The organism is Amycolatopsis solani, from assembly GCF_033441515.1.
Classification (GTDB): domain Bacteria; phylum Actinomycetota; class Actinomycetes; order Mycobacteriales; family Pseudonocardiaceae; genus Amycolatopsis; species Amycolatopsis solani.
Genome location: NZ_JAWQJT010000003.1, coordinates 563,989 through 589,120 on the forward strand (window position 1 = coordinate 563,989; position 25,132 = coordinate 589,120).

The window sequence follows — 25,132 nt, forward strand, 5'->3', positions numbered from 1 at the left end:
CGAACTCCTTCCCCAGCCCCGCCGACCCTACGGCCCGACTGCCGGAGCAGCTCAGTGACCACTCCGCACCTCCGCACGCCCGTCCCGGCCGACCCGCTCGCCGACCTGCGAAGCTGGGCGACCAGCCCCGGCCCGCTCGACGAGGTCCGCCGGGCCTTCCACCCGGACTTCGCCGGCCTCGCTCTCGTCGAATACGCCGGGGACCCACCGGCCCCGGACGACCCGGACGCCGCGGTGGCCGCGTTCCGGGCCCTGGCTCGCCGAGCGGAACTCCCCGGCCCCGGCGAGGTGCTCGCGGCGCTTCCGGAAACCGGCGCCGGCCGGCCGGACGAGCTGGCCGCCTCGATCGCCTTGGACGTCTTCGCCGGCGCGGTCGCCGCCCACGGGCCGAGCGCCGCCGCGGCCGCGATCCGCTCGTCGTTCGAGCACGCAACGCCACGACGTGCCGCCCTCCTGCTGGATCTGGCCGAGCGGCACGGCCTTCGCTGCCTGCCGGTCGGCACCGTGCTCGCCCGGGGGTTCGGCGACCGCGGCTACCGGCACGCCGCCTGGCGCTACCTGTCCCAGTGCGACGCGACCGACGCGCTGGTGGCGGCCCAGGAGCGAGCCGAAGACCCCTACGAGCGGGCACTCACCGCGGTGTGCCTGGCCCGCACCGCCGAGTCCGCTTCGGACAGTCCGTTGTGGACTTTCCCGCCGCCGGACCAGGCCGGGCTGACCGTCGCGCAGTCGATGCTGCTGGGCTCGTTCGACCAGCCCGGCGCCGGCGCCAGCGGCGGGCTCACCGTCCTTTTGCGACACCTCGGCACGGCCCTGCCCCGCCACGAAGGGATCGCGCGGGTCGTCACCGTGACACTGCTCGGCCACGACGGGCTCCGCGACCGGACCACGCTGGTGGACCCCGGCGGTCCCGGGCACGTGGTGCTGCGCCTGCCGGTCGACGCTCCCGGTCCCCCGGCGCAGGTGGCGCTGTCCCGGCTCCGGCCGTCGATCACGTTCCTCGCCCGGCACCTGCTGTGGCTGGCGGGCTGCACCCCCGACGTGGTCCACGTGCGCTACGCCGACGACGGCTCGGCCGCGGTCGCGGACGCGGCCCGCGCGGTGGGGGCGCGAATCGTGTTCACCCTCACCGCCGACCCGCACCGCTCGCTGGCCGAGCGGCACCGGTCCGGCCGCCCCGGCGACCGCGCGGCCGCCCGGTTCGACCTGCACCGGCTCTACGCCGCGGACCGGCTGGTCGCGACGGCCGACACGGTGCTGGGACTCCCCGGGCGGCCGGCCGGCGAACTCACGAAGTACTTCCCCCGGCTGCGCGGCGGTCCCGAGCCGGAATCCCCGCCCGAAGGCATCCCGCGGCTGGCTCCGGCGGCCACGTCCGAAGCCCGCCAGCAGCAGCTCGCGACGTCGCTGTTCGCCCCGAGCGCCGGTCTCCCCCGGCTCGGCCCGGCCGCCCGCGAGCTCCCGATCATCCTGAGCGTGGGCCGGCTGCACCCGGTGAAGCAGCAGGACCTGCTGGTCGAGGCCTGGCTCACCCGGGGGCTGTGGCAGCACAGCGCGCTCGTGCTCGTCGGCGGCGACACCACGAACCCGACCGGCGACGAAACGCGGATCCTGGACCGCATCCTGGAGCTGTACCGCCTTCACCCCGATGCGGCCGGCCGGCTCGCGATGCTGGCCGCACTGGACAACGACGACGTCCGCCTGCTCGAACACGGCCTCACCCACCGGCTCCCCGCCCCGACGCCCCACCTGTACGTCTGCCCCAGCCGCAAGGAGGAGTTCGGCATCGCGGTGGTCGAAGCCATGGACGCGGGCCTGCCGGTGCTCGGCCCGCGCCGCGGCGGCCTCGGCCACTACATCGAGCACGGGCGCAACGGCGTGCTCGCGGACACCTCGAGCCTCGCCGCGTTCGGCGACGCGCTCGCCGCCTTCGTCCGCGGGGCGGCCGACGACCCGGCACGCGCCCGGGCGATGGCGGCGGCCGGACGGGACACCGTCGCGAGCCGCTTCGGCATCCACGAAGTCGCCGGCCGGTTCGCCGCGGTCTACCAGCGCACCGCGGCGCAGCCGATCCCGGACGCGCCATGACGTGCCAGCGGTTGTGCAGCGAAGGGGTTCAGCCCTTGAGGTGCTCGGTGACGAGGTCGACGGCCCGGTCGAGGTCGTTGGCCCACCGCACGTCCTGGCCGCTCAGGTACTCCCAGCCGGCCCCGGCGACCACGACGGCGAAGCCGAGCCGCTCGATCCGCTGCCGCAGCAGGTCGTCGACCGTGCTGGGGGCCATGGACCAGAGCACCACCAGCGCGGGGTCCAGCTTGGCGGCCATCCCGACCGTCGTCTCCGCGGGCACCATCTGCCCGAGGAAGCGCGCGAGCACCCCGATTTCGGCGAGAGCCGCGCGGAGGACCTCCATCGGCAGGGTGTGCCGCTCGTGCGGGCAGCAGGACAGCAGGACCACCCGGCCGGGCGCCGGATCGGCGAACCGGGCGCAGTAGCGCTCGAGCGACCGCGAGATTTCGGTGGTCAGCGCCCATTCCGCTTCGAAGCAGGCCTCGCCGCGCAACCAGCGGCCACCCAGCTTGTGCAGCACCGGGACGAGCACGTCGTTCCACGTCGCGGCGGGCCCGATGGCGTCGAGCGTCTCGTTCAGCAGGGCCGCCATGGTGGCGAAGCCGAGGGATTCGGCGGCCCGCTCGATTTCGACGGCCCGCCGGGCGACCGGCACTTCGGCCGCCGGGGCGTCCGAGTCGGCGAACGCGGCGGCCGCGGCTTCGCGCGCGCGAACGCCCCGGTCGATGAGCCGGCGCATGTGCTGGAGCCGCCGCACGTCGGCGTCGGAGTACCGGCGGTGGCGGCCGTCGCCCCGCAGGGTCGGACCGACTCCGTAGCGCGCGTCCCACGTGCGCAGCGTGACCGGGGAGACGCCCAGCGCCTCGGCGACCATGGCAGGAGTCCACGAGGCGCCGGCCCGGCCGTTCGTCGCGTCCACGTCCATCAGCACCACGTTCCCACAGCAGCGCGGACCGCCCGTCCGCGTGTGCAAGCTTTCACCGATACGGCATCCGGCGGCGGTTGGACACGATTCCGGAGCAAGACTCGCACTTATCCAGCCGATTTGTGACTGAAGTCACACGATAGCGCCCCTGGGTGTCGAACGCGACGAGATTCAGCGCCGCCCCTTCGCGCCACGCATCACTGAATCGGTTGCGCATCGGTTTGCGCTCGCCGATGACGGGTAGCCGCAAGTGTCCACACCTGCCGAGCGCGAAGGAGCTGACTGCCGCAATGAGCACGATCACCAAGTCCGCCGACGTCAACGCCGACGTCACCACCGTCTACAACCAGTGGACCCAGTTCGCCGACTTCCCGCGGTTCATGGAAGGCGTCGACCGCGTCGACCAGCTGGACGACCGGCACACCCGCTGGACGATCAGCATCGCCGGCGTCACCAAGGAGTTCGACGCGACGATCACCGAGCAGCACCCCGACGAGCGCGTGGCCTGGTCGTCGGACTCCGGCCCCACCCACGCCGGGGTGGTGACCGTGCACCGCCTCGACCAGGACCACACGCGGGTGACGGTGCAGATGGACATTGACCCCGACGGCTTCGTCGAGAACGTCGCCGACAAACTCGGCATCCTCGACCGCCGCGTCCAAGGCGACCTGGACCGCTTCAAGACGTTCATCGAGCAGCGAGACGGCGCCGAGACCGGCGCCTGGCGCGGCGACGTCGACCGCCCCGCCCAGAACACCCCGTAACGGGCAGCGTGCGGCGCGGCGGGTTTCCACAGGACCCGCCGCGCCGCGAGGCGGCCCTAAAGACTCAAAGCCACCCGTTGGTTTCCGCGAGACGGGCGGCTTCGGCACGCGTGCGGGCTTCGGTCTTGCCGATGGCCGAAGACAAGTGGTTGCGCACCGTTCCCGGGGTGAGGTCGAGCGCCCGCGCGATGTCGGCGACCGTGCCGCCCTCCGCGGTCGCGCGAAGTACGTCGGCTTCGCGGTCGGTCAGCGGGCTGGTGCCGGTGGCGAGGGACTCGGCCGCCAGGGCCGGGTCGATGAACCGCAGGCCCGCGTGGACCCGGCGGATCGCGTTGAGCAGCTGCTCGGGCCGGGAGTCCTTGACCACGAACCCGGCCGCGCCCGCGGACATCGCGCGGGCGAGGTAGCCGGGGCGGCTGAACGTGGTGCAGATCAGCACGCGGCACGACGGCATCGCGTGCCGCAGCTCGGCGGTGACCGCGAGCCCGTCCCGGCCGGGCATCTGCACGTCGAGGAGCGCGACGTCGGGATGGGTGCGCTGGACGGCCGGACCGACGTCGAGACCGGAACCGACCTCGGCCACGACGTCGATGTCGGGTTCGAGGCGCAGCATCGACGCCAGCGCGCCGCGCACGAGGGCCTGGTCGTCGGCCAGCAGGACGCGGATCACGCCGGGACCGCCTCGGCGTGCGCGAACACGCGGTAGCCGCCGCGCGGACCGCGACCGTGCTCGAGCCGGCCGCGGATCTCGGCGAGGCGTTCGGCCAGGCCGGTGAGACCGTGCCCGGCCGCCGGATCGGCGGTGACCGTCCCGTCGTCGGTCACCTCGACCCAGCCGGGACCGACGCGGATCCGGCACCGCCCCGCGTCGGAGTGCCGGAGCACGTTGGTCACCGCTTCCCTTACCACGTAACCGAAGACTCCGCGAAGCTCCGGCTCGACCTCGTCCACCGAAGCCGGCAGCTCGGCCTGCACCCCGGCGGCGCGCAACGCCAGCCGGGCCCCCGAAAGCTCGGTGGCCAGCGACACCTCCCGGTACCCCGAGACGGTGGCGCGGACGTCGGCGAGGGACTGGTGGCACAGGGTTTCGAGGTCGCGAACCTCGGCCAGCGCGGGGCCGGTGTCCGCGGCCGACTCGAGGATGCGCCGGGCGAGCCCGAGCTTGACGGCCATCGTGGACAGGTTGTGGCCGAGGATGTCGTGCAGCTCGCGGGCGACCCGTTCGCGTTCGGACGCCACGGCCATCCGCCGGATCTGCTCGCGGGCGGCCTTCAGGTGCCCGGTCGTGAACGTCAGCGCGAAAACGGTCCCCACCGCCGCGGTGACCCCGCCGAGCGTGAGCACCTGCGACCAGCTCACCCGCCCGGACGTCGTGAGCATCCACGCGAGCTGGGCGGCCGCCGTGGCGAACCCGAGGGGCAGGGAGTAGCGCAGCGGCAGCACCATCAAGCCGATCGCGATGGCGAAGGTCAGGTCGGTCAGGTGGTCCGGCGAGCCGAAGAGCAGGGCGGGTGTGGCGCCGAAGACGAACAACGCCGCCACGACGACCGCCCGCTGCCGCCGCAGCGCCGACGGCGCGAACCACAACGCGAAGAGGTACCCGGCGACGTAGAGGCCGATGGCGGTCAGCGCGAGGGCCGTCCGCGCCGCACCGTGCCCGCCGTGGGCGATCACGGCCACCCGCGGCAGCAGGACCAGCACCGCGAGCCCGTTGACGACCACGGGCGCCACCCGGCGCCGCCGGTCGGTCCAGAAGCTCCAGTCCGGCCACTGACGGACCGAAAACCGGCCGGGATCACGCTCGCTCACCGGCCCACCCTAAGCACCGGGCACGCGAGCCGCCCCATGACAGATGGCACAGGACGCCCCCGCCGGGCCGTGGTCCGGTGAAGCCATGGAACCGATGAGGAAGATCTTGCCGGCGGCGCTCGCCGCGGCCGCGGTGGTGTCGGGGGTGTCCGCGGCGGACGCGTCCGGCGGGGCGCCAGTGGCGTGGGGGCCGTGCCCGGCCGACGTCGCCAAGCCCGGCTTGCAGTGCTCGACGCTCGAGGTGCCGCTGGACTACCGACACCCGGACGGGCGAAAGATCACGGTCGCGCTGTCCCGGCTGCCGAGCGCGAAGCCGGCGCAACGCCGCGGCGTCCTGCTGGTCAACCAGGGCGGCCCCGGCCTGACCGGCCTGGACTTCCCGGGGTTGCTGGTGGGCGCGGGACTGCCGCAGCGGGTGCGCGACACCTACGACGTGATCGGGTTCGACCCGCGCGGGGTCGGCCACAGCACCCCGGTGACCTGCGACATGACGCCGAAGCAGACCGTGGAGAGCGTGAACCCGCCCTTCCCGTACCGCGCGGCGGACGTGACGAAGGCGGCCGAGGCCGCGAAGACCGTCGCGCGGCAGTGCCTGACGTCGGCGACGGCGTCGGCGCTGCCGTTCATCACCACGGCGAACACCGCGCGGGACATGGACGGCATCCGGACGGCGCTGGGCGAGCCGAAGCTGTCGTACTACGGCGATTCCTACGGGACCTACCTCGGCGCGGTGTACACGACGCTGTACCCGGACCGCAGCGACCGGATCGTCCTCGACAGCAGCCTCGGCCCGGAGGGCTACGACGCCGAAGCGCTGCGAAGCCAAGGCCTGGGCTTCGAAACCCGGTTCCCCGACTTCGCGAAGCTCGCCGCGGCCGACCCGGCCCGGTACGGCCTGGGCGCCACGCCCGCGGCGGTGCGCGCGAAGTACTTCGAACTGGCCGAGCGCCTGGACCGCGAACCCGAACAGGGCTACGACGGCACGACGTTCCGCACGCTCACCGCGGCCCTGCTCCGCGCGGACGCCGCCCTGCCGGCGCTGGCGAAGCTGTGGCACGAGCTCGACGTGAACGAGCCGGTGTCGTTACCCATCGGCGCCGCCGCGGCCTCCGACAACTTCGCCGCGAGCTACCTCGCCGTGGTCTGCGGCGATTCCCGGTGGCCGGAAGCGGTGGGAACTTATGAGCGCAACGTCGCGATCGACCGCATCCGCCACCCGATGTACGGCCCGTACGCGGCGAACATCCGGCCATGCGCGTTCTGGCCGGCGCCCGCCGAGCCCCGGGTGCGCATCACCGGCGACGGCCCGGAGAACGTACTGATGCTGCAGAACCTCCGCGACCCGGCGACGCCGCTGCCGGGAGCCCTCCGCCTACGCACGGCATTCGGCAGCCGAGCCCGCCTGGTGACGGCCGATCAGGGCGGTCACGTGGCTTACCTCAATGGTGCGAACCAGTGCGGGAACGACGCCGTGAACGACTACCTCGCGACGGGAAACCGGCCGGTACACGACGTTTTCTGCCGGAGCTGAGCGAGCCGCAGCACGGGGTGACCACGGCGGGCCCGTCTTCGGCGAACCGACGGACGGCCCGCCTTTCCGCGTCGTCCGGTCATGCCGACGAGCGGACGTCAGTGCCCATGGAATCGCCTTTCGTCAGGCCTTTGACCGCGGGGCCAACCCCCAACGCCAACGTGGAGCTGGGGCACACGCCTTCTGGAGGGGACCCAGCGGCGTGGCGATGACGTCGCCTTCGACATCCCGGATATGGTGCGTCGATGTCCACAGAGTCGGCACTACGCGAATGGCGCTATGGCTCCATCATGGCGGAGCGGTTGGCGGCGTCTCTGCTCGCAATCGATGGCTACAGTGATATCGCGCCACAGGCACCTATCGGTGGCCCCGACGGACGCAAGGACATCCTGGCCGTTCGCGATGGGCGGCTCCACGTGAGCGCAGTCTATTTTCCGCCAACACCTCAACGCTTTTCCTCAACTAGCAAAAAGTTTGTCCACGACCGACGTGGTATCGCTAAAAACAATGGCGACCGATTCATATTCTTCGTGAACCAAAACCTCACTCTAAAGAACAGAATATCTCTCAAGAATTTAGGTTCAGAGACGGACGAGATCTACGATTTGCAGAGGATCGCGTCGATATTGGACTCGCCGCCCGGATATGGGGCCAGGCTGAGCTACCTGCGCATCCAGATGACCCTCGAAGAGCAGGTGTCCTTCTTCTCAACACTTCAAGAGCAGCTCGTTCGTCGCGCCAGCGAGAGGCACTATGAGAGTGCACCCCTGCAGGAGATGATGGGGCGCACACTCGACCGCGTCGACGAGGTTTACAACCTCGTCGCATCCAGCATTGAGCACGATGTGCTCGGCGACGTCCGCTCCCCTGTTGGAGACCTCAGTATTGCGAGCCTACTGCTGATCCACAGTGCCGTGACGGACGATTCCCCAATGCCGTCCGAGGTGCGAGGCATCTTCCGGTCGGTACCCGTCTGGATTGCCGATGGCGCGGGAGGCAAGCTCGACAGTCCCTCTGCGCCAGAGCAGATCGTGCCCGAACTGAAGAAGACGTTGACGTGGTGGCGGGAAGAATACAAAATCTTGGCGGCGAATCCTGTCCAGAGCGCCGTGGTTTCCGCATTGTCGATTTTGCACTGGAAATTGGCCAAGACTCATCCATTTGTCGACGGGAACGGCCGCGTGATCCGCTTTATTTTAAATAGAGCCAGCGAGGAGCTGCTGCAACGCCGCGTCGACAGACGACTCATGCAAGACCGTAAAGCGTATTTTGGTGCTCTATCCGCCGCGATGAGCGGCGACCTCACTCAACTGCGTCTGTTGATTTCTGCAGCTTTGCAGTAATACCTCGACATGTAGCACACTTGGGGAGCCTCGAGAACTGTAGCTTCCGCCCAGCGAGGACACCAGATAGTCGAGTCAGGCATGGAGCCGATTGCGCTCCCGCTGGTGAGAGGCACAGGACTGATCGCGGTGCTGTCAGGGTAGCTAACTGACGTCCTGTCATGCCGCTGAGGGGCGTGTTGCAACGTCCTCACATGCCGACGAGCGGATGGCCCCGAGGCAACCCAGTTTATCGAGGGCTGCACCGGGTGACGTCCGACGAGTACCCCGGCGCCTGGCTGATGCTCTGCCGGGAGCTCGTCAACGTCCTTCTCGGTCGATCGAGTACAAAGCCTCCAACGGCGTACGGCTCGTCGCCTCGGCCAGGGCCGTGACAGCCGCTGCCGCCAGCGCAGTCAGATTGAGAGCAGCCAGCACCGCGTCCTCTCGGGAGGCGGCATGGGTGATGTTGTAGACCTCCGCATCCTCATCGGCAAGGTAGGCTGCTACACCTTCGACCGCGGCGCGGCGCGTGGCCGCCCGCTTCCTTCGTTCGCTGCTCGACACTCTGCCAGTATCTCGCCAGCGTCCGCACATGCCGTTGACCGAGCGTTGCAACGTCCGCTCATGCCGATGAGCGGACAACAGCCGGGAAGGGCGGCCGAGATGCTCGGTCAGCTCCTCAACGCGGCACTACGCCTTGAGCCGCCGCTCCGAGTGACGACGTCACCGAGTACGTGGACCCTGTCGCATCCAGATCTCCGCATCGCACGACGGGCAGCGCAGCCGATGCTCGCCACTCCCATCATCGGAATACGGAAACCAGTCCACCTCCAGGAAGCCATCGTCATTTTCAGGGCAGCGCAGATTTTCTCGAGCACCTTCGGTCACTTGCTTGGCTGCCTGGATCCACGCTGAGCGAGTCAACAGTGCCCCTTCCTCGACATGACGTCCGCTACTGCCGAATTGCGGACGTTCAGGCGAACCTCCGTCCACCACTGCCAACGACACACCACGCTGGCGGCGGCTACTTGGTGTGCACCGTGCCGAGTGCCGGGTCGCTGCGGATCGCGTCCGTGGCCCGCTGCCAAGCAGGGTCACCGGCGTTGAGGGCGGATTGCAGGTAGGCCCACGTCATGCGCTGGGTGACCGCCAGTCGTTCGGGGTCCTCGTCGTCGGTCTCGGCGAGGCTGTAGCCCATGATGCCGCCGAGGTAGTGCTTCGCGCCGGGCAGGGTCAACAGGGCGTCGGCGCCCGGGCTGAGGTGGTACGGCTCCGCGTGCCACTCGGCGCCGCGCGTGGTCGCGATGGGCTGGTCGTCGTTTTCGCCGTAGACGACCAGCGTCCGTGTGCTCAGGTGCGAGAAGTCGCACGCCAGTTCGGGATAGCGCTCGCGCATGGTGTCGGTCATGCCCTCGGCGCTGCCGGTCGAGGCGAGCAGTACACCCGCGCTGATCCGGGGGTCGCGCAGGTCGAGGAGGGCGCCGCCGGCCGGGTCGGTGGCTCGCGCGCCGAGGAGCGCACTGACGGTGTTTCCGCCGGCAGAGTGACCGACCGCGGCGACGCGGGCCGGATCAAGGCGTCCGGCGACGACCGGTGCCTGGGCCTCGACAGCGGTCAGGTTGTCGAGGATGACCTCGAAGTCGTCGACCCGGGATCGCCAGAACAGCGGGTGGCCGGGAGCGTTCTCGTCCAGGCCCAGCCCACCGCTGGGAGAACTCAGGTGGGTCGGTTGGATGACGGCGAATCCGTGGCTCGCGTAGAAGTCTACGAGGGGCGAGAAGCCGTCCTTGGACTTCAGGTAGTGCGAGCTTCCACCGCCGTGGGACAGCAGCACGATCGGCACGGCGTCGCCGTGCAGGGGTGCCGTGACTCGCAGCTCCAGCGGAAGGCCGCGGCCGGGCGCGGGCAGGGTGACCGGGTTGACCGAGACGGTCGGCGTCGCTTCCGGGACGGGGATGCGCCGAGCGAGCTGCACGTAGTTGTTGGTCATGGACCTACCGTGCGTCCGATCGCCGGGGTTCTGCCAGGTCCGAGTTGTCCAGGACCAACCCGGTCCTGGCTGCGGCTGGATCCGCGCGCGCATACTGACGAGGTGATCGATCGGACCGGACTCGCCGAGTTCTTGCGCCGCCGGCGCGAGGGGCTTACGCCCTCGGACGTCGGTCTGCCGGAGACGGTGCGCCGCCGGACGCCCGGCTTGCGGCGCGAAGAGGTCGCCGTGCTGGCGGGCGTATCGAGCGACTTCTACGCCCGCCTAGAGCAGGCCCGCGGCTCTGACCCGTCCGAGCCGGTCGTGGCCGCCCTCGCTCGCGCGCTGCGGTGCGGCCCCGATGAGAAGGACCACCTCTTCCGCCTCGCGGGTGTGCCGATTCCGCCGCGCCAGGTCGGTCGCCATGTCGACCCGGGAGTGCGTCAACTCGTCGCGCACCTGGACGGCCTGCCGACGTTGGTCTTCAACGACCTCGGGGATGTGCTCTACACCAACGCACTCGACGACGCGCTGGCCTGCCGTGGCGAGCTTCGCCCCGGCCGTGACAGCAATGTCTACCGGCGCTGGTTCACCCGCCCGGCGTCCCGTGATCGCGTTCCGGAAGCGGATCGGGCCCGCCTGTCCACGGCCCACGTGAGCGACCTTCGCGCCACCTACTCCCGCCGCGCCGAGGACCGGCAGATCACCGAGCTGGTGGATGAGCTCGCCGCGCACAGCGCGGAGTTCCGGACGCTGTGGGACCGGCACGACGTGGCCGTCCGACGTGCCGATCTGAAGGACGTCCGGCACCCCGTGGTCGGGCTGGTCCGGCTGCGTTGCCAGGTGCTGGTGACGCCCGATACCGGTCTCCGGGTGCGTGTTCTCCTGCCGCTGGAGGGTACGGACGCCGCCGAGAAGCTGGAGCTGCTCCAGGTGGTCGGCACCCAGCAGTTCCTCGACGCGGAGTGAACCGACGGCGGGCTTCACCCGTCGGGAAGGCCGGTCCGCGGCCGGTAGGCTGGGCGTTCGGCACCGGAAGGCAGGATGCGGGCATGGGCTACGGCGACAAGCTTTTCTGGCTCTCGGTCCTGATCCAGCGCAGGTATGCGCAGATCTGCGCCGAGTACGACCTGACCCCCTCGCAAGCCACGCTGCTGTGCGCGATCAGGAACGAGCCGCGGCGGATGGCGTACCTCGCCACCTCGCTCGGCATGACCAAGAACGCGCTGAGCCAGCTCGTCGACCGCACCGAGCGGCGCGACCTGGTCAGCCGGGTGAACTCGGAGCAGGACCGGCGGGTCATCATGCTCGGCGTGACGCCTGCGGGGAAGGTGCTCGCCGAAGCCGTCTACGCCGAGACGACCAAGCGGCTGCCCGACATCGCGGAGCACCTCGACGCCGACGACCAGCGCGACTTCGAACGCGTCGCCACCGCCATCGTGGACGCGGCCGGCGTCCCGGGATCCGCCTCGTCCTGACCCACCGCGCCACGACCACGGGCGCCTTGCCATGAGTTCATGCCGTGAACTAATATTGTTCACGGCATGAACCAATGAGAGGTGCGCGACATGGACACGCAGGAAAACGGCACGATCGCGGTCTTCGGTGGGACAGGGCAGCAGGGCGGGGCGGTCGTCGACGCGCTCCTCGCCCGAGGAGCGCGGGTGCGGGCCCTCGTCCGCACCCCCGAGTCCGACCGGGCGCGGGCGCTGGCCGCCCGGGGCGTCGAGCTGTCGGCCATCCGGATCGGCGACGCGACGTCGACGGTCGCCGCGCTGGAGGCGGTTGACGCCTTCTCCTTCATGACCCCGGAGGCGAACAGCCTCGAGGACGTCGAGGAGGAGGTCCGAGTGGGCACCGCCCTCGTCGACGCGGCGGCCGCGGCGCGCGTGCCGCACGTCGTGTTCACCTCGGTCTTCGGGGCGGATCGCGAAACCGGCGTGCCGCACCACGACTCGAAGCACCGGATCGAGGAATACCTGAAGCTTTCCGGCCTGCGGGCCACGATGGTCCGCCCCACCGCCTTCATGGAGAACTTCGCGACCGTGATGGCGCCGAGCCTGGAGGACGGAACGATCGTGCTGAGGCTGCCGCTGCCGGACGACATCGCCCTGAAGATGGTCTCGATCAAGAACATCGGCCAGGTCGCCGCCTCGATCCTGCTCGGCACAGCGGAAGTGCCCGGCGGAGCGGTCGAGGTCGTCGGCGACGAACTGACGGGTAGCCAGATCGCCGCCGCGTTCGGCGCACGCGCCGGGCTCCCGGCTCGCTACGAGACCTTACCGCTGAGCGTCCTCGGCAACGACCTCGACAAGGCGATGTTCCGCGAGTTCGCCACGGCGTCCGAACACCCGTCGGACCTCGCGGCGGTGCGGGCGATCGAGCCGGCCACCTGGGACCTGGCCGAGTGGATCCGCTCCACCGGCTGGACCGCGCCCGCGGACCGGGTCCGTTCCTGAGTGCTGCTACTGGGAGCGAACGGTTTCACGGTCCGGGCCGGTGGCCATGGTCGCCTGTGCGGTGCGGGGCCAAGTCCAGGCGTACCGCAGGATGAAGGCGAGAACGATCAGTTCCAGTGCGACGCCGAGGCCGTAGAAGTACCTCCAGGACTCGCCCACCGCGGCGAACGCCGCGAAGGGGACCTGCACCGAGGCCACGATGAGGTTCGTGGTGCGGTTCGCCCGGGCGGGCAGGGTCGTCGACAGCACGACCATGAAGATCGGGATCGCCATGAGCGCGAGGAAGACGGCGAACAACGTCGGGCTGATGTCGAACTCGAAGACGACGCCGGCCTCGATGTCTTTGATGACGCCGGGGTTGAAGAAGCCGAGAATGTCCACGTAGGCGTACAGGAGCACGAGGCTCGTCCACGCTGCGGCGAGCTTGGCTCTCACCGGGATCCGCTGCTCTTCCAGTGTGGTCGTGGTGGGTTGACGTGTTCTCATCGTGGGCTCCGTTGTCGTCGTGAGGACCGGTGGGCCCACGATCGCCGAGCCCGGCGGCGGGCACATCGTCGTCGAGGCCGGACCCGCCCCGGCCGAGAGGAGGACCGGCGTCTCGTTCTTTCGGTCGGTCCCCGACGCCTCGGCGGTCCCTAGGCTGGCGGCGTGACCATTAACGCCCTGCGCTCACTGTGGGCCGAGCCGCGCGCCACAGACGCTCCCGAGCGGGTGTCGCGCGACTGGGTGCTGGTCGGGGCGTTGATGGTGACGGCGCTGCTCGAGGGAATCCTCCGGGACGACGTCGCCTGGCGGCCGTTCGCGACGATCGTGGCGGTCGGACTCGCGCCGGTGCTGCTGTGGCGGCGTACCCACCCGTTGGCCTGTGTCGTGGTGGCCTTCGGCACCGCGATGGCGTTGGGACTGGCGAGCCTGCTCGGCGGGACCCCGAGCGTGGGGCTCGACACGATGATCTACCTCCTGGTGCTCGTCTACGCGCTGGTCCGCTGGAGCTCAGGGCGCGAGATCGTGATCGGGCTGGCGGTGGTGGCGGTCGCCGCGGGAATCGGCATGGCCCCCGACTACGTCGGGCCGACCGAGGTCTTCGGCGGGTTCGCCGTCCTCGCGGCGGCGGCGGCGGGCGGAGCGGCGTTCCGCTACCGCGCCGAGAGCCGGCGCCGGAAGTGGGACCAGATCCGCGGCCAGGAGCGGGTCGGCCTCGCGCGCGAGTTGCACGACATCGTCGCCCACCACGTCTCGGCGATCGCCGTGCAGGCGCAGGCGGGCCGGGCGATGGCCGGGCAGCGACCTGAGGCGGCACTCGAGGTGCTGGCGGCGATCGAAGGGGAAGCGTCGCGGACGCTCGCGGAGATGCGGGCGATGGTCCGCGTGCTGCGCGACGAAGCGCCGGCGGGGTACGCGCCCCAGCCCGGCGTCGCCGACCTGGTGGCCCTCGCCAGACGCGCCCCGGTCCCGGTCGTCGACGTGGAGTTGCCGGATGACCTGGACGAACTTCCGCCCCCGATCGACGCGGTGGTCTACCGGCTGGCGCAGGAGGCGCTGACCAACGCCCTGCGGCACGCCCGCAACGCCTCGCGTGTGGAGATCCGGGTCGTGGACGGCGCGGGAACGCTGCGGCTGCGCGTGACCGACGACGGGCAGATCGACCCGGCACGGCCGGTGGACCACGGCTTCGGGCTGCTGGGGATGACCGAGCGTGTGCAGCTGCTCGGCGGCACGCTGCGTGCCGGGCCGGCGCCCGGAGGCGGGTGGACGGTCGAGGCCGAACTGCCGGCGAAGGTACGCCGATGACGGTGCGCGTGCTGGTGGCCGACGACCAGGATCTGGTGCGCACCGGCCTGTCGATGATCCTTGACGCGCAGCCCGGCATCGAGGTCGTCGGCCAAGCCGCCGACGGCCACGCCGCCGTCGAGCTGGCGCATCGGCTCCGCCCCGACGTGTGCCTGGTCGACATCCAGATGCCCGGGCTCGACGGCATCGAGGTGACCAAGCTCCTCGCCGGGCGGGGCGTCCCGGACCCGATCGCGGTAGTGGTGATCACGACGTTCGACCTCGACGAGTACGTCCACGGCGCGCTCCGGGCCGGCGCCCGGGGCTTTCTGCTCAAGGACGCCGGGACGGAGCTGCTCGTCCAGGCCGTCCACGCCGCCGCCATCGGCGATGCCCTGATCGCGCCGAACATCACCCGGCGGCTGCTGGCCACGCTCGCCGGCAGGGAACCGCCGAGCCGACAGACCCAACCGATCGAGCCGCTCACCGAACGCGAGGAGGAGGTGCTGACGCTGGTCGCACGCGGCAGCACGAACGCCGAGATCGCCGCCGAGCTGTTCATCGGCTTGACGACCGCCAAGACCCACGTCGCCAGCCTGCTGACCAAGATCGGCGCCCGAAACAGGGTCGAGATCGCGATGTGGGCGTACGACACCGGCCGGGTGGGGCACTGAACGCAGTTGGCACACAGAAGGTTACCGATCGTAAAGATTCCGCAATAAACACCAGTCACCCTGGGCGATGAGAAGCACACTGACCGCTACCGTCAGGGGACGCGATCATGAGCGACAACTCGATGACAGCCGCCGTCCGCCCCATGCAGGTGACACGAAACGCTGGACCGGCGGTGCTTGCCCTGCTGGCGGTGGTCACCGTGGTGGATCAACTCGGCAAGTGGTGGGCCTGGCGGCACGCACCCCTGGCGAAAATCAACTACGGCGGCAACTTCCTCGTCGGCGAGACGATCAGCCGCTGGTACGCCGACCCGACCACCGGCGCGCTGCTCGACCTGATGGACTTCGGCGTGCTGACCGCCGCCGCGGTCGTCCTGATCCGCCGCCGACCGTCAGCGGTCGTTCTCGTTCCCGCCGCCCTCATGGTCGGTGGCTGGATCAGCAATCTGCTCGACCGCCTGGGGTTGCACTACCTGACCGCCCCGGGCAGCGTCCGCGGAGCGGTCGACTTCATCGCGCTCGGCCCGATTCGCTACAACCTGGCCGACGTGTTCATCGTCTGCGCCACGCTTCTGTTCGTGCTCGCCGTCATCACGAGCACCTTGACCACCAACCGATCCCCAGCCGCGTCCCCCGCACCCCCGACACGGCACCATCGACGTCGGACATGGTTGTCCGGCGTCGCCACCACCACCTGTCTCGTCCTCGTCGTCGGTTTCGGCGCGCTGAACTACGGCGGTGTGACCACACCGAACGCCTCCCCCAGCGACACCTCTACCGGTCGGCGCGGCGGGCCCGCAGCCAGAAGGCGATCCTCGCCGGGAACAGCAGCAGCAACAGGACGTAGTAGCCGAAAGGCGGCTTGATGAACCCCACCACGACCGCGAGCGCGAACACGGCCGAGCTCAGCGCGTGGTTCCAGAACACCTCGTCCGACACCGGTTCGGCGTCCCCGCGGATGTCCGGGTTCCGGCGGATGATGGTCACCATCGTCGTGTGGCAGAGGCTGCTGGCCAGCAGCGTCCCCAGGTAGAACAGCACGGTGAAGCGCTCGGACTGGTACGCGCCGATCAGCTCGGTCGGGAAGGGCAGCAGCGCGATCGTCAGCAGCCAGCAGAAGTTGACGCGGATCAGCGCGGGGCTGTACGACCGCACGTGCTCGAAGATCCGGTGGTGCACGCCCCAGAAGCGGCCGATCACGACGAAGCTGAGCAGGAAGCTGACGATCTTCGACCAGTTGTGCGTGACCGCCTCGACCGCCGGCTTGTGCTCCGCGACCAGCTCGGGCACCAGGTCGGTGAGCGGCAGGACCAGCAACGTCAGGGCGATCGCGACCACGGCGTCGGTGAAGAACACCAACCGCTCGGCGGACTTCTTCTGCTCCACGCGAACATCAAACACCACACTGCCGCGGCCACGACCACCGCCGCGGCGATCAGGTCCGTCTTGTCAGGTCTCGGTGTCCGGAGTGTCGGTGAACGCCCGGACGAACGACGACACGCAGTCCTGCGGAGTCCGCAGCGACGCGATGACGTGCCCGTCGATGGTCAGCGGCGGGTCGAGCGGCAACGCGCGGACCCGGCGCGCGGCGAACCCGGCCAGCTGCTCCGCGGTCAGCAGCGTCCACGCCCCATGGCCGTTGCCGACCTCGATCAAGACGGTGAGGATCGAGCCGCCCGACCGGCCCATCGCTCCCCCTCCGGCCTGGTTCAGGGCCGAGGCGACCGCGTCGTGCAACGCCGGGTCCTCCTCCCGGGCCGGCAGCCGCAAGGCAGCCCGGTCCAGATCCGCCGGCCGCACCACCGGGAGGCCGGCCGCCGGATGCTCGTCGGACACCACCGCCAGCAGCGACTCGGACCACGCGCGCACCACGCGCACGCCGTCCGCCTCCACCGGGCCACGAACCAGCGCCAGGTCCAGCTCGCCGGCCCGGACCGCGGCGAGCCGGGCGGGCACCGGCAGGTCCACGAGCGAGGCGTGTGCGGGCCGGACCCCGTCGAGCAGGAGCTCCGCGGCGCGCTCCAGCCGCGCGGTGAGACCGGGGGCGACGCCGATCCGCAGGTGGGCAGCGGGTTCTCCGGCGACTACGCGCACGCGTGCCGCGGCGGCGAGCGTCTCCCGGGCGGCCTCCAGCACGCGCAGACCGGCCGAGGTGAGCCGCACGTGCCGCGGGGACCGGTCGAACAGCCGGGTGCCGAGGTCTCGTTCCAGCCGCGCGATCTGGTGGCTCACCGCGGGCTGCACGATGTTGAGCCGCTCGGCGGCCCGGCCGAAGTGCAACTCCTCGGCGACGGTCACGAAGTACCGCAGCGCGCGCAGTTCCACATGCCCTCCAGGCGGATATCCGGCCACGATGACAAAAAGTGATCGCTGAGCAGTCTAAGTGGGGCTGGTTCGCACCAGAGGCCCCGGCTGGGATGAAGGCATGCGCATCGGCACCGGCTTGATCAGTCCCCCCTCCCCCGCCGAAGTAGTGGCCGCCGCGGCCGACGCCGCCGAGCGCGGCCTCGACAGCTTCTGGACCAACCAGAACCCCGGCGGCTGGGACCCGCTCACCCTGCTGGCCTCCCTCGGCCGGCGACCGGCCGAAGTCGGCACGGCGATCGTCGCCACCTACCCCCGCCACCCCGTGACCACCGCGACCGAAGCACTCACCATCCAAGCCGCCTCCGGCGGTCTCGCCCTGGGCGTCGGCCCCAGTCACGCCTGGTACGTCCAGGAGCAGCTCGGCCTCCCCTACACCTCCCCACTCCGGCACACGCGCGAATACCTGACCGTGCTGCGCTCGCTGCTGGCCGGCAGGCCCGTGCGGTTCGACGGCGAGTTCTTCACCGTCGACACGCGTCTCGACATCGCCGCCCCGGCCCCCAGCCTCCTGCTGTCGGCGCTCGGGCCCCGCATGCTCGAGCTGGCTCACGACCTCGCCGACGGAGTGGCCGCCGCCTGGGTCACGCCGGACATGGTGGCCAAGAACATCGCCCCTCGCACCGCCCCGGGCGCGCGCATCGTGGCCCAGGCCGTGACCCTGCTGAGCCCGGACCCCGACCGAGCCCGCGCCGGCTTCGCGGAGCAACTCACCGCGGTCGGGCAGATGCCCGCGTACCGCGCCTCACTCGATCGCGCAGGACTCGCCAACCCGGCCGACACTCTCGTCATCGGAGACGACACCACCGTGACGGACGCGGTGAAGCGCTACCAAGACGCCGGCGTCACCGACCTGATCGTCGTACCGCTCAACGAAAGGAGCCGCACCTTGGACCTCCTCCGCACCTGAACGAGGGGTATGGCCCGCGTAGCTGTGGGGCCGCCGATCGGCATCACCACGATCGCCGACCGGCGGCCGTCCGCGAGCACCCGGCTCCTGATCAAGGAGATCGTCGCGGTCGCCCGGGGCACCGACCCCGTGCTGCTGGAGGCACAGCGGTGAGGGGAGCGGGTCTTGCCCTTGATCTTTGTGCTGACGGCGCTTTTGCCCGCACCCGGAGTTCCGCGATCGAGGTAGCCTGACCAGCCGTGGCCCCGATCGAGGGAGATGCCGGTGGACGTTTCCTCAGCGGTTCCTGAGGAGCTGCGCCCGGTGGTGACGACGGCGTCCGGAACGGTGCGGCTGGTGTTCGTGCCGCGCGTCACGCGCCTGCTGACCAAGACGTGGGCCGGCAGCCTGGCCATCCCGTTCGCGGTGGTGGGCCCCCTGCTCGTGGGTGTCGTCCTGCCCCTGGTCGCCCTCTTCTTCGGGTGGGCCGCGATGGGGACCACTGCCCTGGTCCTCGGCGGCATCCTCGGTGCGCTCGGCTTGGTGCTGTCGGTCGCGATGCCGTGGAGTCTGCGGTCCGACGCACGGTGGGTCGAGCTGAGCCCGGCGCGGGTGCTCGTCAAACGACTGTCCGGGGCGTCGCAAACCATTGCTGTGCAGTCGATCGCCGTCGTCGAACACGTGAAGCTCGCCGAACCCGCCGGTGTCGAAGTGGAACTGCGCACGACGGACGAGACCGTCCGGGGCGCCGAGCGGATCGACGTGGACGCCCGGACCCTGGCGGAGTGGCTGAGCAGCCTTTCCGGCGTCGAGGTCGAGCACCGGAAGGTCGTCGACCGGGTCAACCCGACCCGCGACCGGTGGTGGCGGCGCACGCAAGTCGCCGCGGTGTGGGAAGTACCCGCCGACGCCGTGCCGGTGATCGCGAACGAACTCGGCGTCCGGTGCGACGCCTTCGTGCCCCGGGCCGCCGCCAGGAACGGGAACACCCACGCGATCGACGTCTACGACCCGGACGACGTCCAGGAGATCACCGACCAGCGCACCCCCGAAACCATCGCGGCGTTCATGCTGCGCCGGCTGACGAGCTTCACGCACGAGGCGAGGCTGCCCGCCGGCGACGACCCGCTGCTCCACCTCGTCGAGGACACCGAACTCGCCGAGCGGTACCGCACCGCGGTGCGGCATCTCCGCGATCCCGGCCCGGAGACTCAAACCTCCGTCACGTTCGCGCAGTACTCCCTTTGCCAAGCCGTGCGCGGCGAGCCCCTCCCGGCTGCGGGGCCACCACCGCCCGGCTTCGAAGCGATCCTCGCCACCTCGATGGCCGCCCCGTTCCCCAGGCCGACCCGATACGCCTGAACGAACCTGCGGCGCTACAGCCGTCTGGTGGTGATCAGCGAGATACCGGGAACGCCGTGCTCACATCCGGCTTCGGTGAAGCCGAGCTTGTCCAGCACACGACGGGAAGCAGTGTTCCAGTCCCACACCGTGGCCCACAGACGTCCGTACCCGGCCGACCTGGCCCAGTCCACGACAGCCGTCGCGGCCTCGGTCGCGTAACCCCGCCCCCAGGTCCGGCGCAGCAGTTCGAACGCCAGCTCAGGTTCTCCCCCGAATCCCCGCCCGCGGTCGATCAACCCGCAATAGCCGATGACGTCCCCGGTGGCTTTCCGCTCGACCGCCGGCAACCCGGCCGACGACACTCCGCCGGCGCGAATCGCCTCCTCGAGTTCGGCGACCGTGGGATGCCCGTCGGCATCGATCCGCCGATGCGGCGGCACCCGCGGATCACGTTCGGCCCACAGCTCGCGCTGCACACCGGCCTCGGCCACCCGCCACGGCCGGAGCAGCAGGCGATCGGTCTCGAGCACGACCCCACGTCCCGCGGTCTGTCCGGTGGCCATGAAAGCAATCTCCCACGCGCGCACGTCCGATGCTTCGTTCGGCGTCCTGGTCACTCTCGCCGCACCCAGAACCGGATCCGGACGCGAAGGTGGACCATTCGGGTGAACCTGCTGCGGGCGGCTCAACGGAGCCGGCGCGTCGGGAGTGATGGCAGCGGGTACCGGGAGGAGAAATCATGAAGAGGGGCAAGGTGTTCGTGGGCGTGCTGTCGCTCACCGCCGGACTCGTGTCGCTCGGCACGGGGACGGCGTCGGCAACGGACGGTTGTGTGACCACGAAAGTCACCTATGCACCCAGTGGCTGGGTGCAGCGCGTCACCGTCGCGAACACGTGTGACCATTCGTTGTTCACTGTGGACAGTCACCCGTTCGACGGCAGCTTCGACAAGCGCAGCCCCGGTGTCGCGGAGCTCAAGCCCAACCACTCCTGCCACTAGAAATCCGAACGGCGATCCACGGAGGGACCGAAAATGAGGTCGACGAGGACACGAGCGTCCGCTGCCGCGGCAGGGGTGGTCGCTCTGGCGATGAGCACGACGCCGGCGGTGAGCGCCGAACCGTTCACGGAAGCGCCGTCCCTGAGCGCGGGGGTGCTGACCTGCGGCTACCACGAGACGGTCGAGGAGAGTTTCTACAACCACTGCACCAGCGACGGTTCCAGTGTCTGGATCCGCGTCGAGATGCACCACGGAATCAAAGGCAAGGACGTGTGTGCCCACCCGGGCGAGAACCGGCTCGGCTACACCGCTTGGGTCGCCTACGCCTGGTACAAGGGGACGCTGTGCTGACGCCCGGGAAGCGTGCGCTCATCGGGTCGATCGCCGCGGTCTTCGCCGTTCTCGCGATCGGCGCGGAAGGGTCGGCGAAGTCCGAAGCGGAGCAGTGCGGCTTCTGGGAGGGCGGCCCCTCGGCGTTCTACACCCACTGCACCTCCGACGGATCGCACATCCAGATCCGCGTCGAACGGGAGAACGGCCTGCCCGGGTACAACGACTGCGCCTACCCGAACCGCAACTACCTCGGCTTCGCTTCACAGATCAAGTTTGCGTGGTACACCGGGCGGTCGTGTCCCTAGTGCGCGTGGGAGCAGCGCAGCAAAGTCGCCTTGGCGGTGGAGAGCACCATCCGGATCCGGGGGCCGATGTCGCCCCAGATCTCGCTCGCCGGCCGGCCCGTGACGACAACAGGATGCTCACCGCGGTCCGCAGGCTCTGCGGCCAGCCCGCCGGTACGCCCAGCGGTGTCGACGTCCAATCCACCCGCGCCAGGTCGCCCCCGATCTCGGTGAATCCGGAACGGGTCCACGAAACCCTTGCCCGCCTGTCCCGCGCTGAAACACGAATAGCGTCTCGGCGCACTGTTTTTTCTCAGGCGACGGCTCTCAGCGGCTCGGTGTCCCCCTTGTTCTGCCGACCGCCAAGTGGACCTGCGTCATGAACAGAGTCGACCCCTCCGGGCGCGTCGGTGACCGCCCCGTGCTCATGACACTCGGCTGGGCAGCAGGCGACGGCATCGCCGTCACCGCCGACGGGACCCACGTGCTCATCTTCCGCCGGGAAGACGGTTGCCCTGAAGCCGTGATCCGCCACGCCCGGGGCGCCATCCCCGCGAGCCTTCGCCGGCGATGCGACATCGGCCCGCGAGATCGCGGGCCGCCACCGTGCTCGGGTGTGCGGGCCGGGATGTGGTGCGGACGGCAGCTGCGGTCGGCGGACGAACTTGGCGTCGATCTGCAGCTGGTGGCCGGGCGCTGCGCTCGTCTTCAGCAGGCCGAAGTGGTAGTGCTGCCGCAGGTGGATGACTTCTCGATCGCCTCGGATGGAGTGCTGGTCGGGCAGTGCAGCGGGGCGCGACGTCGCCGGCGGCAGCGGTCAGACATGCGCGTAGAAGAACTCCTCGGCCAGATCCGGTTGCAGCGCTCGACCTTACCGTTGTGGCGTGGGGTGTAGTGGGTGATGCCGCGCGCGGCGGACGAACCCGATTGCCGTGGATGCGCCGGCCGCCGCCGGGGATCTGGCCGGTCTGACGCCCGTCGGATCGAGGAAGCGGCGCCGGTTCAGTCCCTGCTGCAGCAGGTGCCGGCCGACGGTCCGGATCGAGGTGGTGATGCCCTCGGCGGGGTGGTCGAGCATGCCGGCCTCACCATGACGACACTGGCGGTTGAGGCCCCGCCGGCTGTCGCCAACGTCATGACCCGCAACACCTAGCCCGGGATGGACATGAGTCGGTAGGCCACAGCCGACGTGTTCGCCACCTCCGTGACAACGGTACCCACGGAGTTCGCACACTCCGCATCTGCGAACAACTCGAGCACTTTGCTGTCGCCGTAACCACGCGCCGCAGACCGCGCGGTGGTGAACCCGAGGGTCGCCACCGCACGGCATCCACTGCCCGTAGGGACCGTTGCTTTCTTGCTCGTGAATCCCGCTCCGGAGAACAGGCAGAACCCGTAATCCTGGCAGTGCGCACTGACATCGGCCTGAGCCGGAGTTCCGGCCGAGACACTCAAAAGCACACAACCTGAAAACACAGCAACAATCGACATCGATTTGCACACCATGAACAAACCCCCCGATAACGGTACTGATGAGGAATTCAGGTCGAAGCGGTCGCCGGGCCGACTTCCTTGACCCGCGTACCGAGTGGCGTGATCAGGAGCGCGGCCAGCAGGAAGACGGCCGCCAGCACACCCCAGCCGACCGTGCTCTGGCCGCCGGCCAGCCAAGCGAACAGCGCCGGCCCCAGCATCATGCTCAGGTCGAAGCCGGTGTTGAAGAACCCCTGGTACTGCCCGAGCGACTCCTCCGGCGCCAACGCGTAGACGAGCCCCCACGAGCCCGCCGTGTAGAACACTTCGCCCGCCACGATGGCCAGCGCCAGTACCACGACGGCGCCGACCGCCAGCGGCACCCCGGACGCCATTCCCGCCACGGGAAACATCACTGCCGCCACCGCGAACAGCACGCCACCGCGCCGTCCGGCACGAACCGACGTGCGCACGTCGTCGACCCCGCGGGAGGCAGGGATCTGGAGGACCACGATTCCGACGGTGTAGATGGCCATCGCGACCGACACGATCCAGAGAGGAGCGTGCATCCGCGACGAAACCCACAACGGCAGGGCAATGGTGAGCATGGATTCGGAGAGCGTCAAGATGCCGTTCAAGACGGTCAGCGCGGCGAACCGGACGTCTTTGACGACCTCGAACCGAGACCGTCCGGCCCGCTCGGCCGGCGGTTCACCAGCTTCTCGAGCCGGTACCGCCGCCCGTCCGGGCATCGACAGCCAGACCAGCAGGCCGGCCAAGACGAACGTGAGCGCTTCGGCCGCGAACCCGAACCGGAACGCCGTCTTCGAGCCGTCGGCCAGCACGAGTGCACCCAAGCCCAACCCGATCAGCATGGTGGAGTTGCTCAGGGACTTGACCACGGCGCGGTACCGGATCCGGCGTTCCTTGGGTACCGAACGCCCGATCAGCGCACCGATCACCGCCGCGCTCCCCCGACCACAAACCGTCAGCACACTCAGCAGGATCAGCGCGAGCCAGCCCGGAGCGAAGATGACGGCCGCGGTGGCCGCGCACATCGTCCACACCAGGACGGCGTACAGCCGGTGCCCGTCGACCCGGTCCGCGAGCGTTCCCATCACCGGCCCGGAGGCGATGCCGAGCAGCGCCGCGACGCTCATCCCGGCACCGTAGGCGACCGGGCTCAGGCCGAGATGCCGGATGCAGTACAAAGCGAGCAGTGAATACGAAAGGCCGGTGCCGAGATACAGCACCGCCAGTGCCACCGCCAGCATCCGCTCGCCACGGCCGTGCAGTTCATTGACGAATCTGGTGCGAGCCCCCTTCATAACGGTGATCATAGCGGGTTTCGTCCCGTGCCGAAGACACGCGCTATCGTCACATCGGCGGAATCGTCGACCCACGAACGGTGGTCTCGCCGCCCCTCATCGAACTCCAAGAGCTTCCGCCATCCTTTCTCGCGCGCTACGCGCGTTCGTTTCACGCACGTCCTTCGAAACGAACCCGGTGAGCGTGCACCGCAAGGATTCACCGGCGGTTTCGTCCACGCGGTGGATCTGGTGGACGGTCTCCGCCTTCACCAGGACCAGCCGGTTCGGCCTGGGTGCGATGGCCACCGGGCTGATCGGGCACGCGTCGAGGAGTGCCTCCATGCGGGAGACGGGAGCGTCACTCGCGACCTCGCGCAGCTCCTCCGGATCCACGTCGAGCACCATGAGCTCGCCTCCCCACGACGGACGCCAGGTCTCGTGCAGGAACACGATGAACTCACCCCGCCGCCCGTGGCCCGCGTCGTCGTGCCAGCCGAGCCGGCTCTTCGCGGGGTACTTCCAGAAGGTGAAGGCGATCCGGTTCCAGTCGACCTCGTGCTCGCCGTAGAACTCGCGCTCGCGGTGCACGGTCCGCACAAGCTCCTCGTAGACGGCGGGCCTGCCACCCACACCTACCGCGCACAGGTCGTCCCGGAACTGGATTCCCTTGGCCCGGAACGCCATTCCGTCCTCGGCAGGCGAAATCACGCTGTCCACCTGCGCGAAGTTCGCGCGGGAGAGCATGGTCCGCGCCGATGCCAGCTTCGCCTCGTCGAGAAAGCCGTCGATGACGACGAACCGCTTACCGCGTTGAGAGACTTCCATTCCCACCCTCCGTG

Annotated in this window: 28 protein-coding genes; 17 read left to right on the forward strand and 11 right to left on the reverse strand. The window is 69.9% G+C overall.

Annotation, left to right across the window (positions count from 1 at the left end):
* The first annotated feature begins 54 nt into the window (after positions 1–54).
* Positions 55–2,088: a glycosyltransferase gene (locus SD460_RS35195; protein WP_290060112.1), complete on the forward strand. Its 2,034-nt coding sequence runs from the start codon at positions 55–57 to the stop codon at positions 2,086–2,088.
* 28 nt (positions 2,089–2,116) lie between these two features.
* On the opposite strand, the gene SD460_RS35200 is transcribed toward SD460_RS35195, so the two are convergent.
* Positions 2,117–2,995, reverse strand: coding sequence for a MerR family transcriptional regulator (locus tag SD460_RS35200; protein WP_318307331.1), 879 nt, complete (start codon positions 2,993–2,995; stop codon positions 2,117–2,119).
* Between the two features lie 290 nt (positions 2,996–3,285).
* Between SD460_RS35200 and SD460_RS35205 the strand changes: the two genes are divergently transcribed.
* Positions 3,286–3,759, forward strand: coding sequence for an SRPBCC family protein (locus SD460_RS35205; protein WP_318307332.1), 474 nt, complete (start codon positions 3,286–3,288; stop codon positions 3,757–3,759).
* Between the two features lie 64 nt (positions 3,760–3,823).
* On the opposite strand, the gene SD460_RS35210 is transcribed toward SD460_RS35205, so the two are convergent.
* Entirely contained in the window at positions 3,824–4,429 is a 606-nt protein-coding gene (locus tag SD460_RS35210; RefSeq protein ID WP_290055736.1) for a response regulator transcription factor, read from the reverse strand.
* Positions 4,426–5,568 (reverse strand): sensor histidine kinase, encoded by a 1,143-nt coding sequence (locus tag SD460_RS35215; RefSeq protein ID WP_290055735.1) that lies wholly within the window; start codon positions 5,566–5,568, stop codon positions 4,426–4,428. The genes SD460_RS35210 and SD460_RS35215 overlap by 4 nt, the downstream gene beginning before the upstream one ends.
* Positions 5,569–5,662: 94 nt before the next feature.
* Between SD460_RS35215 and SD460_RS35220 the strand changes: the two genes are divergently transcribed.
* The gene (locus tag SD460_RS35220; protein ID WP_290055734.1) at positions 5,663–7,099 is read left to right on the forward strand and encodes an alpha/beta hydrolase; all 1,437 of its coding nucleotides are present in this window, start codon (positions 5,663–5,665) and stop codon (positions 7,097–7,099) included.
* A 245-nt stretch (positions 7,100–7,344) separates the two neighbouring features.
* Entirely contained in the window at positions 7,345–8,442 is a 1,098-nt protein-coding gene (locus tag SD460_RS35225) for a Fic family protein (protein WP_290055733.1), read from the forward strand.
* 300 nt (positions 8,443–8,742) lie between these two features.
* Here the strand turns inward: SD460_RS35225 and SD460_RS35230 are convergent, their stop codons facing one another.
* The gene (locus SD460_RS35230; RefSeq protein ID WP_290055732.1) at positions 8,743–8,988 is read right to left on the reverse strand and encodes a hypothetical protein; all 246 of its coding nucleotides are present in this window, start codon (positions 8,986–8,988) and stop codon (positions 8,743–8,745) included.
* A 460-nt stretch (positions 8,989–9,448) separates the two neighbouring features.
* Entirely contained in the window at positions 9,449–10,414 is a 966-nt protein-coding gene (locus SD460_RS35235) for an alpha/beta hydrolase family protein (protein WP_290055731.1), read from the reverse strand.
* Between the two features lie 102 nt (positions 10,415–10,516).
* Between SD460_RS35235 and SD460_RS35240 the strand changes: the two genes are divergently transcribed.
* The 3 genes from SD460_RS35240 (at position 10,517) to SD460_RS35250 (ending at position 12,852) form a co-directional block, all read left to right on the forward strand.
* Positions 10,517–11,362, forward strand: a complete 846-nt coding sequence (locus SD460_RS35240) for a helix-turn-helix transcriptional regulator (RefSeq protein ID WP_290055730.1) — start codon at positions 10,517–10,519, stop codon at positions 11,360–11,362.
* Positions 11,363–11,445: 83 nt separating this feature from the next.
* Positions 11,446–11,871 carry a MarR family winged helix-turn-helix transcriptional regulator gene (locus tag SD460_RS35245; protein WP_290055729.1) on the forward strand — a complete coding sequence of 142 codons (426 nt, stop codon included), beginning with the start codon at positions 11,446–11,448 and terminating at the stop codon, positions 11,869–11,871.
* 90 nt (positions 11,872–11,961) lie between these two features.
* Positions 11,962–12,852, forward strand: a complete 891-nt coding sequence (locus SD460_RS35250) for an NmrA/HSCARG family protein (protein ID WP_290055728.1) — start codon at positions 11,962–11,964, stop codon at positions 12,850–12,852.
* Between the two features lie 6 nt (positions 12,853–12,858).
* Here SD460_RS35250 and SD460_RS35255 read toward each other — a convergent pair whose 3' ends face one another.
* A complete protein-coding gene (locus SD460_RS35255) occupies positions 12,859–13,338 on the reverse strand; it encodes a DUF6326 family protein (RefSeq protein WP_290055727.1) in 480 nt (159 codons plus the stop codon).
* A gap of 162 nt (positions 13,339–13,500) precedes the next feature.
* Between SD460_RS35255 and SD460_RS35260 the strand changes: the two genes are divergently transcribed.
* The 3 genes from SD460_RS35260 (at position 13,501) to SD460_RS35270 (ending at position 16,162) form a co-directional block, all read left to right on the forward strand.
* A complete protein-coding gene (locus tag SD460_RS35260; protein WP_290055726.1) occupies positions 13,501–14,643 on the forward strand; it encodes a sensor histidine kinase in 1,143 nt (380 codons plus the stop codon).
* Positions 14,640–15,296 carry a response regulator gene (locus SD460_RS35265; protein WP_290055725.1) on the forward strand — a complete coding sequence of 219 codons (657 nt, stop codon included), beginning with the start codon at positions 14,640–14,642 and terminating at the stop codon, positions 15,294–15,296. The genes SD460_RS35260 and SD460_RS35265 overlap by 4 nt, the downstream gene beginning before the upstream one ends.
* A 107-nt stretch (positions 15,297–15,403) precedes the next feature.
* Positions 15,404–16,162, forward strand: a complete 759-nt coding sequence (locus SD460_RS35270) for a signal peptidase II (protein WP_290055724.1) — start codon at positions 15,404–15,406, stop codon at positions 16,160–16,162.
* Here the strand turns inward: SD460_RS35270 and SD460_RS35275 are convergent.
* Together SD460_RS35275 and SD460_RS35280 are read right to left on the reverse strand one after the other, a co-directional pair.
* On the reverse strand, positions 16,071–16,682 hold the full coding sequence (locus SD460_RS35275; protein ID WP_290055723.1) for a TMEM175 family protein: 612 nt from the start codon (positions 16,680–16,682) through the stop codon (positions 16,071–16,073). The two genes, SD460_RS35270 and SD460_RS35275, sit on opposite strands and share 92 nt — an antisense overlap.
* 63 nt (positions 16,683–16,745) lie before the next feature.
* On the reverse strand, positions 16,746–17,621 hold the full coding sequence (locus SD460_RS35280) for a LysR family transcriptional regulator (protein WP_290055722.1): 876 nt from the start codon (positions 17,619–17,621) through the stop codon (positions 16,746–16,748).
* 100 nt (positions 17,622–17,721) lie between these two features.
* Between SD460_RS35280 and SD460_RS35285 the strand changes: the two genes are divergently transcribed.
* The 3 genes from SD460_RS35285 (at position 17,722) to SD460_RS35295 (ending at position 19,911) form a co-directional block, all read left to right on the forward strand.
* A complete protein-coding gene (locus tag SD460_RS35285; protein WP_290055721.1) occupies positions 17,722–18,570 on the forward strand; it encodes an LLM class flavin-dependent oxidoreductase in 849 nt (282 codons plus the stop codon).
* 9 nt (positions 18,571–18,579) lie between these two features.
* A complete protein-coding gene (locus tag SD460_RS35290) occupies positions 18,580–18,723 on the forward strand; it encodes a hypothetical protein (protein ID WP_290055720.1) in 144 nt (47 codons plus the stop codon).
* Between the two features lie 111 nt (positions 18,724–18,834).
* On the forward strand, positions 18,835–19,911 hold the full coding sequence (locus SD460_RS35295) for a hypothetical protein (RefSeq protein WP_290055719.1): 1,077 nt from the start codon (positions 18,835–18,837) through the stop codon (positions 19,909–19,911).
* A gap of 14 nt (positions 19,912–19,925) precedes the next feature.
* Here the strand turns inward: SD460_RS35295 and SD460_RS35300 are convergent, their stop codons facing one another.
* On the reverse strand, positions 19,926–20,510 hold the full coding sequence (locus SD460_RS35300) for a GNAT family N-acetyltransferase (RefSeq protein ID WP_290055718.1): 585 nt from the start codon (positions 20,508–20,510) through the stop codon (positions 19,926–19,928).
* A 122-nt stretch (positions 20,511–20,632) separates the two neighbouring features.
* Here SD460_RS35300 and SD460_RS35305 point away from each other — a divergent pair, with 122 nt between their 5' ends.
* From SD460_RS35305 to SD460_RS35320, 4 genes are all read left to right on the forward strand, one after another.
* Positions 20,633–20,893, forward strand: a complete 261-nt coding sequence (locus SD460_RS35305) for a hypothetical protein (RefSeq protein ID WP_290055717.1) — start codon at positions 20,633–20,635, stop codon at positions 20,891–20,893.
* Between the two features lie 90 nt (positions 20,894–20,983).
* Positions 20,984–21,244: a DUF6355 family natural product biosynthesis protein gene (locus SD460_RS35310; protein ID WP_290055716.1), complete on the forward strand. Its 261-nt coding sequence runs from the start codon at positions 20,984–20,986 to the stop codon at positions 21,242–21,244.
* On the forward strand, positions 21,238–21,531 hold the full coding sequence (locus tag SD460_RS35315; RefSeq protein WP_290055714.1) for a DUF6355 family natural product biosynthesis protein: 294 nt from the start codon (positions 21,238–21,240) through the stop codon (positions 21,529–21,531). Before SD460_RS35310 ends, SD460_RS35315 begins: the two co-directional genes overlap by 7 nt.
* 358 nt (positions 21,532–21,889) lie before the next feature.
* A complete protein-coding gene (locus SD460_RS35320; RefSeq protein WP_318307333.1) occupies positions 21,890–22,405 on the forward strand; it encodes a hypothetical protein in 516 nt (171 codons plus the stop codon).
* 646 nt (positions 22,406–23,051) lie between these two features.
* Here the strand turns inward: SD460_RS35320 and SD460_RS35325 are convergent.
* On the reverse strand, positions 23,052–24,311 hold the full coding sequence (locus SD460_RS35325) for an MFS transporter (protein WP_290055713.1): 1,260 nt from the start codon (positions 24,309–24,311) through the stop codon (positions 23,052–23,054).
* 96 nt (positions 24,312–24,407) lie between these two features.
* On the reverse strand, positions 24,408–25,118 hold the full coding sequence (locus SD460_RS35330) for a 2OG-Fe(II) oxygenase (RefSeq protein ID WP_290055712.1): 711 nt from the start codon (positions 25,116–25,118) through the stop codon (positions 24,408–24,410).
* Positions 25,119–25,132: the final 14 nt, after the last annotated feature.

Bases quoted from the DNA above. Each gene is read 5' to 3' on its own strand.
- SD460_RS35250 (WP_290055728.1), top strand. From the start codon at position 11,962: ATGGACACGCAGGAAAACGGCACGATCGCGGTCTTCGGTGGGACAGGG.
- SD460_RS35310 (WP_290055716.1), top strand. From the start codon at position 20,984: ATGAGCACGACGCCGGCGGTGAGCGCCGAACCGTTCACGGAAGCGCCG.
- SD460_RS35205 (WP_318307332.1), top strand. From the start codon at position 3,286: ATGAGCACGATCACCAAGTCCGCCGACGTCAACGCCGACGTCACCACC.
- SD460_RS35245 (WP_290055729.1), top strand. From the start codon at position 11,446: ATGGGCTACGGCGACAAGCTTTTCTGGCTCTCGGTCCTGATCCAGCGC.
- SD460_RS35305 (WP_290055717.1), top strand. From the start codon at position 20,633: ATGAAGAGGGGCAAGGTGTTCGTGGGCGTGCTGTCGCTCACCGCCGGA.
- SD460_RS35255 (WP_290055727.1), bottom strand. From the start codon at position 13,338: ATGAGAACACGTCAACCCACCACGACCACACTGGAAGAGCAGCGGATC.
- SD460_RS35325 (WP_290055713.1), bottom strand. From the start codon at position 24,311: ATGAAGGGGGCTCGCACCAGATTCGTCAATGAACTGCACGGCCGTGGC.
- SD460_RS35270 (WP_290055724.1), top strand. From the start codon at position 15,404: ATGAGCGACAACTCGATGACAGCCGCCGTCCGCCCCATGCAGGTGACA.
- SD460_RS35220 (WP_290055734.1), top strand. From the start codon at position 5,663: ATGAGGAAGATCTTGCCGGCGGCGCTCGCCGCGGCCGCGGTGGTGTCG.
- SD460_RS35200 (WP_318307331.1), bottom strand. From the start codon at position 2,995: ATGGACGTGGACGCGACGAACGGCCGGGCCGGCGCCTCGTGGACTCCT.
- SD460_RS35265 (WP_290055725.1), top strand. From the start codon at position 14,640: ATGACGGTGCGCGTGCTGGTGGCCGACGACCAGGATCTGGTGCGCACC.
- SD460_RS35285 (WP_290055721.1), top strand. From the start codon at position 17,722: ATGCGCATCGGCACCGGCTTGATCAGTCCCCCCTCCCCCGCCGAAGTA.
- SD460_RS35290 (WP_290055720.1), top strand. From the start codon at position 18,580: ATGGCCCGCGTAGCTGTGGGGCCGCCGATCGGCATCACCACGATCGCC.
- SD460_RS35235 (WP_290055731.1), bottom strand. From the start codon at position 10,414: ATGACCAACAACTACGTGCAGCTCGCTCGGCGCATCCCCGTCCCGGAA.
- SD460_RS35320 (WP_318307333.1), top strand. From the start codon at position 21,890: ATGAACAGAGTCGACCCCTCCGGGCGCGTCGGTGACCGCCCCGTGCTC.
- SD460_RS35330 (WP_290055712.1), bottom strand. From the start codon at position 25,118: ATGGAAGTCTCTCAACGCGGTAAGCGGTTCGTCGTCATCGACGGCTTT.
- SD460_RS35225 (WP_290055733.1), top strand. From the start codon at position 7,345: ATGTCCACAGAGTCGGCACTACGCGAATGGCGCTATGGCTCCATCATG.